Origin of the sequence: Hymenobacter tibetensis, from assembly GCF_022827545.1 — a bacterium.
In the GTDB taxonomy this organism is placed as follows: Bacteria; Bacteroidota; Bacteroidia; order Cytophagales; family Hymenobacteraceae; genus Hymenobacter; species Hymenobacter tibetensis.
On record NZ_CP094669.1, the window covers coordinates 4,850,177 to 4,862,510 of the forward strand.

At 49.5% G+C, this 12,334-nt stretch carries 9 protein-coding genes and 4 tRNA genes; all 13 read right to left on the reverse strand.

Annotated features, from left to right (window positions below; genetic code table 11):
* Positions 1–181: 181 nt before the first annotated feature.
* The 13 genes from rpoB to MTX78_RS19575 all read right to left on the reverse strand — a co-directional run bounded on the left by rpoB (position 182) and on the right by MTX78_RS19575 (position 12,293).
* Complete coding sequence (gene rpoB / locus MTX78_RS19515) at positions 182–4,084, reverse strand: DNA-directed RNA polymerase subunit beta (protein WP_394805597.1); 3,903 nt, start codon at positions 4,082–4,084, stop codon at positions 182–184.
* Between the two features lie 271 nt (positions 4,085–4,355).
* On the reverse strand, positions 4,356–4,733 hold the full coding sequence (rplL, locus tag MTX78_RS19520) for a 50S ribosomal protein L7/L12 (protein ID WP_243797592.1): 378 nt from the start codon (positions 4,731–4,733) through the stop codon (positions 4,356–4,358).
* 68 nt (positions 4,734–4,801) lie between these two features.
* Positions 4,802–5,356: a 50S ribosomal protein L10 gene (gene rplJ, locus MTX78_RS19525; protein ID WP_243797593.1), complete on the reverse strand. Its 555-nt coding sequence runs from the start codon at positions 5,354–5,356 to the stop codon at positions 4,802–4,804.
* Positions 5,357–5,374: 18 nt separating this feature from the next.
* Complete coding sequence (rplA, locus tag MTX78_RS19530; protein ID WP_022822114.1) at positions 5,375–6,070, reverse strand: 50S ribosomal protein L1; 696 nt, start codon at positions 6,068–6,070, stop codon at positions 5,375–5,377.
* A 17-nt stretch (positions 6,071–6,087) separates the two neighbouring features.
* A complete protein-coding gene (rplK, locus tag MTX78_RS19535; protein WP_243797595.1) occupies positions 6,088–6,531 on the reverse strand; it encodes a 50S ribosomal protein L11 in 444 nt (147 codons plus the stop codon).
* A gap of 192 nt (positions 6,532–6,723) precedes the next feature.
* Positions 6,724–7,284 (reverse strand): transcription termination/antitermination protein NusG, encoded by a 561-nt coding sequence (gene nusG / locus MTX78_RS19540; RefSeq protein WP_243797596.1) that lies wholly within the window; start codon positions 7,282–7,284, stop codon positions 6,724–6,726.
* Between the two features lie 11 nt (positions 7,285–7,295).
* Entirely contained in the window at positions 7,296–7,490 is a 195-nt protein-coding gene (gene secE / locus MTX78_RS19545) for a preprotein translocase subunit SecE (protein ID WP_022822111.1), read from the reverse strand.
* A 62-nt stretch (positions 7,491–7,552) separates the two neighbouring features.
* A tRNA-Trp gene (locus MTX78_RS19550) sits at positions 7,553–7,623 on the reverse strand.
* A gap of 120 nt (positions 7,624–7,743) precedes the next feature.
* On the reverse strand, positions 7,744–8,934 hold the full coding sequence (tuf, locus tag MTX78_RS19555; RefSeq protein ID WP_243797598.1) for an elongation factor Tu: 1,191 nt from the start codon (positions 8,932–8,934) through the stop codon (positions 7,744–7,746).
* Positions 8,935–9,099: 165 nt separating this feature from the next.
* Positions 9,100–9,171, reverse strand: a tRNA-Thr gene (locus MTX78_RS19560).
* Between the two features lie 66 nt (positions 9,172–9,237).
* Positions 9,238–9,310, reverse strand: a tRNA-Gly gene (locus tag MTX78_RS19565).
* Between the two features lie 64 nt (positions 9,311–9,374).
* Positions 9,375–9,457: transfer RNA gene (locus MTX78_RS19570), tRNA-Tyr, on the reverse strand.
* Between the two features lie 238 nt (positions 9,458–9,695).
* Positions 9,696–12,293 (reverse strand): M1 family metallopeptidase, encoded by a 2,598-nt coding sequence (locus tag MTX78_RS19575; RefSeq protein WP_243797600.1) that lies wholly within the window; start codon positions 12,291–12,293, stop codon positions 9,696–9,698.
* Positions 12,294–12,334: the final 41 nt, after the last annotated feature.

The window sequence follows — 12,334 nt, forward strand, 5'->3', positions numbered from 1 at the left end:
GTTTGTCTCTCAATAAATGCAAACCTCGCTACGGCCAGATGCTTCCAGAAATTCTCGCCGTTCTGACCTATCTCGGAACGGCTCTGGCAGCAACTGCAATCAGCTATTCCGACCGCAGACTTTGTTTATTGAATAGGTAGCTGTCAGCACCGAAGCACCGACAGCTACCTAACAACAAGCGTTACTCTAATGTGATTTCCAAAGCCAGACCACGTAGCTCATGAATGAGTACGTTGAATGACTCGGGGATATTTGGCTTGGGCAATACGTCACCTTTTACAATGGCTTCGTACGCTTTAGCACGGCCTACCACGTCGTCCGACTTCACAGTCAAGATTTCCTGGAGTACGTTGGAAGCACCAAACGCCTCAAGCGCCCATACTTCCATCTCGCCGAAGCGCTGGCCACCGAACTGCGCCTTACCACCCAGCGGCTGCTGCGTGATGAGCGAGTACGGACCAATAGAACGAGCGTGCATCTTATCATCAACAAGGTGACCCAACTTCAGCATGTAAATCACACCAACCGTCACCGGCTGGTCGAAACGCTGACCAGTCAGACCGTCGTGTAGGTAAGCACGACCGAAGTGTGGCAAACCAGCTTCCGTCAATTCCTTTGATACTTCCTCTTCGGTAGCACCGTCGAAAATTGGGGTAGCATAGGTGCGACCCAACTTGAGGCCGGCCCAGCCCAATACCGTCTCGTAGATCTGACCGATGTTCATACGGCTTGGTACACCAAGCGGGTTGAGCACGATATCCATTGGCGTACCATCTGGCAGGAACGGCATGTCCTCATCGCGCACGATGCGGGCTACCACCCCTTTGTTACCGTGACGACCAGCCATTTTATCACCCACCTTCAGCTTGCGCTTCTTGGCGATATATACTTTAGCTAGTTGCACGATGCCTGCTGGCAGTTCATCACCTACTTCCAACGTAAACCGGTCACGCTTGAAGCGGGCCGTGATGGTGTTACGACGCTTAGCGTAGTTCTTCACCAACTGCGTCACCATCGTGTTTACGCGAGCATCAGCAGTCCATCCTTCAAGAACTAGGTCCTTGAACATGTTCACTTCCTCTGGAACAGCATAGTTGCTCTCATCCTTATAAGGGTTCTTCTCAGGGAACAGTGCATCCGCAATGTTCTTCTTCCCGAATTTGGCACCCTTCGCTAGGATTTCGTCGCCGAACTTGTGCTTCACCCCTTGCGAGGTTTTGCCTTCCAGCAACTGCACCAGCTTATCAACCATTACGGCTTTCACTGCACGCAACTCCTTTGCGTAGGCATCCTTCAACTCTTCCACTTCCTTCTTCGACTTAGCCCGGAGGTTTTTGTCTTTCTTAGGACGCGAGAATAGCTTGGTGCCGATAACAACACCGTTCAAGGATGGCGGCGCCTTAAGCGAAGCATCCTTCACGTCGCCGGCTTTGTCACCAAAGATGGCACGGAGCAGCTTCTCTTCCGGGGTCGGGTCCGTCTCGCCCTTAGGCGTGATTTTACCGATCAGAATGTCGCCTTCTTTCACTTCAGCACCCAAACGGATAATACCGTTGTCGTCGAGGTTGCGGACAGCCTCTTCGCTCACGTTCGGAATCTCCGAAGTCAGTTCTTCTTCACCACGCTTGGTTTCGCGCACTTCCAACTCGAACTCTTCGATGTGAATCGAAGTGAAGATATCGTCGCGCACTACTTTCTCCGAGATGACAATGGCATCCTCGAAGTTGTAACCCTGCCATGGCATGAACGCCACCTGCATGTTACGGCCGAGGGCTAGTTCACCTTTGTTGGTGCCGTAACCTTCGCAGAGTACCTGACCTTTCACTACCCGCTCACCAGTCTTCACCAGCGGCGTTAGGTTGATACAAGTATCTTGGTTGGTACGGCGGAACTTGATGAGGTCATACGAAATCTTCTCAGCATCGAAGCTTACAAGAATATCGTCCTCTGTCAGGTCGTAACGTACCACGATGCGGTTAGCATCAACGTAGTCGATTACGCCGTCACCTTCTGCTACTACCAGAGTACGAGAATCACTGGCTACGCGGCCTTCCAAACCGGTGCCCACAATTGGAGCCTCAGCCTTCAACAGCGGAACTGCCTGGCGCTGCATGTTCGAACCCATCAGGGCGCGGTTAGCGTCATCGTGTTCCAAGAAAGGAATCAGCGAAGCAGCAACCGATACAATCTGGTTGGGGGCTACGTCCATGTAGCTGTACTCCGAAGGACCTACTACCGGGAAGTCACCTTCAAAACGACCTTTTACAAGTTCGTTCGTAAAGTTTCCTTCCTCATCGATACGGGCGTTAGCCTGCGCAATGTGGTGGGTGTCTTCTTCCTCAGCTGTCAGGTATTTTACATTCGAGCTAACGTCTACTTTACCACCTTCTACGTTGCGGTAAGGTGTCTCAATGAAGCCCATCGAATTAACACGAGCATGCACGCAAAGCGACGAAATCAGACCGATGTTCGGTCCTTCCGGCGTTTCGATGGTGCACAGACGGCCGTAGTGCGTGTAGTGAACATCACGTACTTCGAAACCGGCCCGTTCGCGCGACAGACCTCCTGGCCCGAGTGCCGATACGCGACGCTTGTGCGTCACCTCAGCCAACGGATTGGTTTGGTCCATGAACTGCGACAACTGGTTGGTGCCGAAGAACGAGTTGATAACGCTCGACAGAGTACGGGCATTGATCAGATCAACTGGCTTGAAATCCTCGTTGTCACGCACGTTCATGCGCTCCTTGATAGTACGCGCCATACGGGCCAGACCTACGCCAAACTGAGCGTACAACTGCTCCCCTACCGTGCGTACCCGACGGTTGCTCAAGTGGTCAATGTCGTCGACAATAGCCTTCGAGTTGATCAGACCGATCAGATACTTCACAATCAAAACGATGTCCTGGTTGGTCAATACCCGAGCCTCCTGGCTCATGTCGATGCCAAGCTTCTTGTTGATACGGTAGCGGCCTACATCACCGAGGTCGTAGCGCTTGTCCGAGAAGAATAGCTTCTGGATAATGTCGCGGGCAGTTTCTTCGTCGGGAGCCTCCGTGTTCCGGAGTTGACGATAAATCTGCTCAACGGCTTCTTTCTCCGAGTTGGAGTTATCCTTCTGCAGCGTGTTGTATATGATAGCGAAGTCCGCGATGTTCACGTTCTCCTTGTGCAGAATCACCGACTTAGGGCCTGCATTGAGAATCGTTTCAATGTCGTCTTCCTGAATAGTCGAGTCACGCTCCAACAACACTTCGTTCCGGTCGATAGACACCACTTCACCGGTATCCTCATCCACGAAGTCTTCCGTCCAAGTGCGCAGTACCCGGGCAGCTAGCTTACGGCCTACGGCGCGCTTCAGGTTCTTGCGGTCGGCCTTCACCTCTTCCGACAGCCCGAACAAATCTAGAATGTCTTTATCGGTTCCGTAACCGATGGCGCGGAGCAGCGTAGTAACCGGAAACTTCTTTTTCCGGTCGATGTAAGCGTACATCACGTTGTTCACGTCCGTGGCGAATTCAATCCACGAACCTTTGAACGGAATAATACGGGCTGAATACAGCTTTGTGCCGTTGGTGTGCTTGCTTTGCGCAAAGAACACACCTGGCGAACGGTGCAACTGTGATACGATAACACGCTCAGCCCCGTTGATAACGAATGAGCCCTTTTCGGTCATGTAGGGGATATTTCCCAAAAACACTTCCTGCTCGATAGTCTCGAAATCTTCGTTGTCCGTGTCATTGCAGACTAGGCGCAACTTTGCTTTCAACGGCACTGAATACGTCAAGCCACGATCAATACACTCATCCACCGAATATTTCGGAGGATCTACGTGATAGTCGATAAAGGTCAAGACAAAGTTTTCACGCGAGTCCGAAATTGGAAAGTTCTCGGCGAATACCTTGAAAAGCCCCTCATCGGTGCGGTTTTCGGCAGCCGTCTCCAATTGGAAGAAGTCCATAAACGAGCGAACCTGCACGTCTAGGAAATCCGGATACTCGATAACCTTTTTAATCTTGGCAAAATTGATCCGCTCGTCAGCGGCCTGCAGCTTCTGCAATGCAGTTTGTGCGTTCGGTGTAGCCAATGTATGTGGGGTTAAGAAATGACACTGGGAAAGCACTGACTCACCAAATGAATTGGTGACAAATTATCAGCAAGCAGCCTGAAGGCCTGCATTAGCCGATACACAGAAGCGCGAAGCAGAACTTCACGCATCAGGGTCCGTAGGCACAAAAAGCCGCAAAGCGGCGTGCAAACGAACTTCAGTATAGTTTGTTGCCTACAAACAGGAAAAGACCTGGCTTAGTTGCCAGGCCTCCCCTTATTTATTGGTTAAAAGCGGCGTTGCAGAGTAATTACTTAACCTCTACTTCAGCACCAGCTTCTTCTAGCTGCTTCTTCAGCGACTCAGCTTCGTCTTTGGTTACACCCTCTTTCAAAGGCTTAGGAGCACCGTCAACTAGTTCTTTAGCTTCTTTCAAGCCAAGACCGGTTAGGTCTTTTACCAGCTTCACAACAGCCAGCTTAGCGCCACCGGCAGCTTTCAATATTACGTCAAACGAAGTTTTCTCTTCTGGAGCCTCAGCAGCAGCAGCGCCACCACCAGCAGCAGCTACGGGAGCAGCAGCAGCAGGCTCGATGCCATACTCGTCCTTCAGGATAGTAGCCAACTCGTTTACTTCTTTTACCGTCAGGCTAACGAGCTGCTCGGCGAATGCTTTCAAATCTGCCATTTCTGTAGATTGTTAAAAAAGGGGTTGTTGAACTTTTGAATTGTATGCGTGAAAAAGATGAGCAGCGGTTAGCCTGCAACCTCTTCTTTTTCGGAAAGCGTTTTGAGGATACCAGCCAGTTTGTTGCCACCGCTCGACAGAGCAGAGATAACATTCTTGGCAGGTGATTGCAGCAAGCCGATGATATCACCGATAAGCTCTTGCTTGCCTTTAATCGTGCTGAGAGTGTCTAATTGATCGGCCCCTACATAAATGCTAGCATCGATGTAAGCACCTTTCAAAACAGGCTTAGTAACAGCATTTTTGCCGTAATTCTGAGCCTTATAGAAATCCTTCAACAGCTTAGCGGGTGCCGAGCCTGACTCTTTCGAGAACAGTACTCCCGACTGACCAGCCAATGCAGCATCCATCTCGACTGTGTCGCCACCTAAAGTGTCAAGCGCCTTGCGGATGAAAGTATTCTTGTACACCTTATACTCTAACCCACGGTTGAAGCACAGGCGACGGAATTCGTTGATTTTCGCCACCGACATTCCCGAAGCATCGGCAATGTAGAACGCGTTGTGCGATTGAAACTTCTCGCTCAACTCGTCGACTAGGGCTTGTTTTTCTTCCCGGTTCATATCGTCGTGTTGGTTTACTTAAGCGGAAGTTACTTGCGTGTCAACCGGAACGGCTGGGCTCATCGTGCTCGAGAGCGTAATGCTCTTGATGTATGTACCCTTAGACGAAGAAGGCTTCAAACGCGTCAGCGTCTGAATTACTTCAATGGCGTTTTCAGCGAGCTTCTGCTCGTCAAAAGACACTTTGCCAACAGAGCAGTGAATGATTCCAGTCTTATCAACTTTGAAGTCAATTTTACCAGCTTTCACTTCTTGCACTGCTTTAGCTACGTCCGTAGTTACCGTGCCTGACTTTGGGTTTGGCATCAGACCACGTGGACCAAGAACCCGACCCAAACGACCAACCTTAGCCATTACAGATGGCATCGTGATGATAACGTCAATGTCAGTCCAGCCTTTCTCGATTTTCGAGATATAATCGTCAAGACCAACGTAGTCAGCACCAGCTGCAGTAGCTTCGGCTTCCTTATCAGGGGTCACGAGAGCTAGTACGCGTACAGTTTTGCCAGTACCATGGGGCAATGTGGCTACACCACGCACCATCTGGTCGGCTTTACGAGGATCAACACCTAGACGAACGTCGATATCGACTGAAGCATCAAACTTGGTATAGGTAATATCCTTTACCACTTTAGCAGCTTCAACCAGATTACGAACTTGCGTCAGATCATGCTTAGCAAGGGCTTCCTTGCGTTTTTTGCTTACTTGTGCCATGTCTTCTCTTTCGTTAATTATTTAGTGAAAGGAGAAGTGCCCGACACAGTGATGCCCATGCTGCGAGCCGTACCGGCCACCTGCAACATTGCCGACTCCACTTTGAAAGCGTTCAGGTCTGGCATCTTCGTCTCAGCGATGGTGCGCACCTGGTCCCACGACACAGAACCAACCTTATTACGATTAGGCTCCTTCGAACCGCTCTGGAGCTTAGCAGCCTCCATAAGGAGAACTGGTACCGGAGGAGTTTTTACAACGAAGTCGAACGACTTGTCGGTGTACATAGTGATGAGTACAGGACAAACTTGGCCGGCCTTATCTTGGGTGCGCGCATTAAACTGCTTGCAGAATTCCATGATGTTAAGGCCTTTGCTACCAAGTGCAGGTCCAACCGGCGGCGCGGGATTCGCGGCACCTCCCTTTATCTGAAGCTTCAGATAACCTCTAATTTCCTTGGCCATTTGGTTTGTAAGGCTTTAGACTCTGCGACGTAACCCGCATCATCCTCAGTTTTGTAATAACTCCGAGTGGAAGCTCCGCCGGTCCGGAGTCGATAACCGACGACGTTTTTCTGACATGGAACTTAGAGTTGAGAGCTTACAACTCAGACAGTTTACAAGTCCGAGTTCTAAGCTCTCAATCTGAATTCTCACCTATGACTCTTTTTCAACCTGTGTGTAGCTCAACTCCATTGGAGTACTACGGCCGAATATTTTGACAATTACGTTGAGTTTCTTACGCTCCTCAAACACCTCCGACACATTCCCAGAGAAGCCACTAAAGGCCCCATCAACTACTTTAACTAGCTCACCTACTACGAAAGGAGTTTCTAGCGTTGCGGCTTCTTCTTCCGTCTCATCTACGATACCAAGGATGCGATTCACTTCAGCTAGCCGAAGTGGCACTGGTTTCGTATTGGCTGTTTTACCTTCTTTATCGCTCAAGAAGCCTAAGATGCCAGGGGTGCTTGTAATAATGTGATCAACCTCACCATGCGACAAATCAGCATGAATTAAGATGTAACCAGGAAAGAAATTACGCTCGCGCACTCTCTTCTTGCCGTTACGCATCTCATATACTTTTTCCGCTGGAATCAGTACTTGAGGCATGAGGTCTGAAAGGCCATGCCGGCCGATTTCAGTTTCGAGATAGGTCTTAGCCTTTTTCTCTTGTCCGCTTACCGAGCGAACTACGTACCACTTCAACTCTCCCATCTGTAGACCGATTAACGGAAGGAGTTGTAGAACGCCTCCAGACCGGTTTTGAAAATCACGTCCATTAGGCCCACAACAGCAGCGAAAACCAACGAACCGATAAGTACCAAGCCGGCACTTTTCTGAAGCTCTTCAAAAGAAGGCCACGTTACTTTGTAACGCATCTCCTCAGTAGTGTCGCGGAAGTATTTAGTTAGCTTACTCATTGTGCGTCGCCTATTGGCTGGCTTTTGATTGCTCGAAAATGGGTTAGACCCTTTTCCTAGAGCACGAGTGGAGAGATTCGAACTCCCATCAAAGGTTTTGGAGACCTCTATTCTACCCTTGAACTACACTCGTGTATGTGACCCCATTACCACTATCTGTGGGATTGGGACTGCAAATGTACTGAACTACTAATACAAAACAAATCCGCCCCCGAAAAAAATCGGAGGCGGATTGTATTGTTTTAGCAGAAAACTAGTCGAGGATCTCAGTCACCTGACCGGCACCTACCGTACGACCACCTTCGCGGATAGCGAAACGCAAGCCTTTTTCCATTGCTACCTTGTTGATCAGTTCAACAGTGATAGTAACGTTGTCACCAGGCATTACCATTTCTACGCCTTCGCCTAGAGTGATGATACCAGTAACGTCGGTGGTACGCAGGTAGAACTGCGGACGATAGTTGTTGAAGAATGGCGTGTGACGGCCACCTTCCTCTTTCGAGAGAACGTAAACTTCGGCCTTGAATTTCTGGTGAGGAGTTACTGAACCTGGCTTGCAGATAACCATACCACGACGGATGGCTTCTTTTTCAATACCACGGAGCAACAGACCTACGTTGTCACCAGCTTCACCACGGTCAAGAATCTTGCGGAACATCTCAACACCAGTTACAGTCGACTTCAGGCCAGGAGCAGCGCCCATACCCAAGATGTCAACCTGCTCACCCGAGTTGATGATACCACGCTCGATACGGCCAGTTGCAACTGTACCACGGCCCGTGATAGAGAATACGTCCTCTACAGGCATTAGGAAGGGCAGGTCGGTCAGACGAGCAGGAATTGGAATGAAGCTGTCAACAGCGTCCATCAGTTCCTCGATCTTAGGCACCCAGTTAGCATCACCGTTCAAGCCACCTAGAGCAGAGCCCTGGATAACTGGAATGTTGTCGCCGTCGAAGTCATAGAAAGAGAGCAGCTCGCGGATTTCCATTTCTACCAACTCGAGCAGTTCTGGATCGTCCACCATGTCCACTTTGTTCATGAACACAACGAGCTGAGGTACACCTACCTGACGAGCGAGCAGGATATGCTCACGAGTCTGGGGCATTGGGCCGTCAGTTGCAGCCACTACCAGGATAGCGCCGTCCATCTGAGCAGCACCCGTTACCATGTTCTTCACATAGTCAGCGTGACCAGGGCAGTCAACGTGAGCGTAGTGACGGTTTTCGGTAGCATATTCAACGTGCGACGTGTTGATCGTGATACCACGCTCTTTCTCTTCAGGAGCGTTGTCAATCGACGAGAAGTCACGCTTGGCGGCCAAACCTTTGTTCGCCAGTACCATAGTGATAGCAGCGGTCAGGGTGGTTTTGCCGTGGTCGACGTGCCCGATCGTACCGATGTTCACGTGCGGCTTGGAACGATCAAAATTTTCTTTGGCCATTGTAATGAGTTTAAAAAGAACTAAAGTAAAGGGGAGGGCGGAAAAACGTGACTAAGCTATACTGCAAGAAAGCGAAACGCAGCTCCGTTTAAATAAGGATTGCACGTCGCTTTACTAGTCTGACAGATCCACTCAAGAAATTATTGTGTGGCACTCGTAATTCTGAGCCATTTATGGGATTTGAACCCATGACCTCTTCCTTACCAAGGAAGTGCTCTACCACTGAGCTAAAACGGCTTATTTTGTTTTGCAAAGCTACAACGATTGCCGCACAGTTCACAACCGCACCATTTCGTTGCACTGAGCGGGAGACGAGGTTCGAACCCGCGACCTGCAGCTTGGAAGGCTGCCGCTCTACCAACTGAGCTACTCCCGCATAAAAGACTTTTGATGTTACCTCATGCCTGTTGAAAGCAACAAGCAACAGAAAAGCCTAATCGTGGGGGGAGAAGGATTCGAACCTTCGAAAGCTTACGCTAACAGAGTTACAGTCTGTCCCATTTGGCCGCTCTGGAACCCCCCCGATTGCATTTTCAAGGCCTATTGCCTCGAAATAATTCCCTTTGACAACCTAGCTGTTTCACACAGTCTGTAAAAGGAGTTGCAAAATTAGTGGCTTTATGACGCAAGTCAAGCTCAAACCTTAAAACAATAGATATTTTTTCTGTGTGGTGTCCGCTTTTGCAGTAGCAAGATCAGCTAACTAGCTGACTACTTATTGAAAACGTGAAAGCAACTAATAACCCATGCCAGCAAAAAAATTACTGCATTAAGGCATAGTATGCCTTTACTTGAGCATCTTTCTCTTTGTTGCGGATATCCTGCATAACCGTTTTCAAGTTTGGCATATTGGAAGCAAGTATACTTAAGCCCTTATAAGCACCTAACCGCACGTAACTGTTCGGGTCAGTGCGGGCCAGGCTTTCAAGGCGTTGTACCCCTTTGTCCCGCTCGACAGCTGGTATGCGTAGCATAAACGTGGCAAAATTGGGTAGGTACCCCTGGTACAGGTCTACTTTACTTACATCGGACATGCGACGCAAAAACCATTGGTATTGCTCTATACTGTTTCCATTCAACGCATAATACCCCGATAGCGCATTTAGCACCTCATGGCTATTCGTTTCTTGCAGGCTATTGACACGCTCACGGGAATCAATAGCTGGGGACTTGGCTAAAGCCTGTACAGCAGCACTAACTACATGATACGAACTGTCATTCAGAGCTGCCGTGTAGATTGGCGCGTAGTTCTCGTTGATAAATGCCGACAAAGTACTTATTGCAGTAGCACGTACTTGGCTGTTCTTGTCTGAGGCCGCTACACGTTGTAGCTCTTTCCGAACTGCATTGCCCTCAGCTCCTTTGTACCTCCGTAGGGCTAGCACAGCTGCTTGACGGACAGCCCAGAAATTGTCGCTGAGTGCATTGCGTAGCATTCCACTTACTGCTAAATCTGAGTTTTTGGGGCGCAGCAAATCAATAGCTTCATACTTCTGCAAATAGTTGCGTGCGTGAGTGAACTGAAACAGTAATTCATCTTGTGTACGCTCCTCATCTATTTGTGCTAGCAATTGGGCTTCACTGTCAAATTTGACCAAGTTGGGACGCTGGGAAACAGAAAACCGAAAGGTTTGATCGGCTTTTGTAACCACGATACGATGGTCGGTTGGTTGGTTGTTTATCCAGGTGGTAACGGTTACAGGCAGCCGGTAAATCGGAGAGAAGGTGGAATCCTGAAGCTGCTGTACTCGAAGGCTTACTTGGTTTCCAGCGAAGCTATGCGTGACCTTGAGTTCGGGATGACCGCGCTGTAGAAACCACTGGTCGAAAAACCACATCAGATCTTCGCCTGTTGTTTCTTCGAAAACAAGGCGAAGTTTAGCTATTTCAGTGGTCGAGAATTTGTTCTGCGTTAGGTAGCGATTGAGGGCCGTAAAGAAAGCTTCATCACCAACATGTTTGCGCAGCATGTGTAGTACGCGCCCCCCTTTGTCATAGGAGTGCCGATCGAACATGTCTTCCTGAGAGGCATAACGGTACCGAATTAGTGGCTCTCGCTTGCTTTGTGCTTCCTCTAGGTAATGGTTCATTTTCTCTTGCTGAACCAAAGCTGCGGCATCTGCACCATACTTGTGTTCGGCCCAAAGCAACTCAGAATAGTCAGCGAAGGACTCATTGAGTGGCAGATTAGCCCACGATTCAGTTGTGACATAGTCACCGAACCAATGGTGGAATAACTCGTGTGCCACCACTGATTCTGGCTCGTATCCAACATCAGGCAATTCTCGTGCGGTGAACTGCACTAAGCTTTGCTCGAACGTAACAGCTGTCGTGTTTTCCATAGCCCCCGATACAAAATCGTGAACGGCTACTTGGCTGTATTTCTCCCAAGGAAATTCTACCCCTAGTTTCTTGGAGAAGAACTCCATCATTTCAGGAGTGTTGCCAAACACTGCTTTTGCAGTGCTTTCAAACCGTGGGTCCACATAGTAATCAACTGGCTTTCCTTGCCATGTATCTTTCACTACAGCAAAATCGCCTACGGCCAGCATAGTTAAATAGGGCGCGTGGGGCAGCGTTTGCTTCCAGGTATCCGTACGAGTACCGTCGTTGTTACGCTTGGAAGAAATCAGTAAACCATTCGACAAGGTTTTCAACCCGGGCTCAACCGTTAGGCTGATTTCCTGCGTCATCCGCTGGTTGGGCTTGTCAATAGTTGGAAACCAGCAGGAACTACCTTCTGTCTCGCCCTGAGTCCAAATCTGGCGGGGCTTGGTTTTGTCGGTGCCTTGGGGATTAATGAAGTACAGCCCTTTATCCTGCGTGATAGCAGCACTCCCTCCTATTTCTAGATCGTTGGGCTTGGCTGTGTATTGAATCCGTACTTGGTAAGGTTCAGTCCGAGTGTAAGAACGGTCCAGAGTAACGGTTAGCTTCTTTTTATCGTAGTTATAGTTGAGGTTTTTCTCCTTGTTGCCTGTTACAAGGCGTACGTTTTTCACGTCAAACCCTTTGGCATCAAGTACCAATTGGTTTTGTGCGTAAAAATGAGGCCGTACCGTAAGCGTGGCAGTGCCTAGTACCCACTGTCGGCTCCAATCGAAACGAACGTCGAGCTTGGTATCTAGTAGATCGTGCACGATGGTAGCAGCCGGCTGCACCGGGTTGGTGGGCGGCAGCCAAGAAGGCACCACTAGAGTTGCAGCAGGAGGCGCTACAGCGGCCTCACTAGCTGGAGCCGCTTTCTTATGCGTAGCTGCTTTAGTGGACGCCGGCTTGCCAGATTTAACCGCTTGAGCCGGTGCTTCCAATTGGCACGCGAGGACTAGGCCTAGAACGCCAAGAAGCGAATATTTCATTCGGAAATGCAAAGGTTGGATGAGACCTCAAGTTCCGAAAT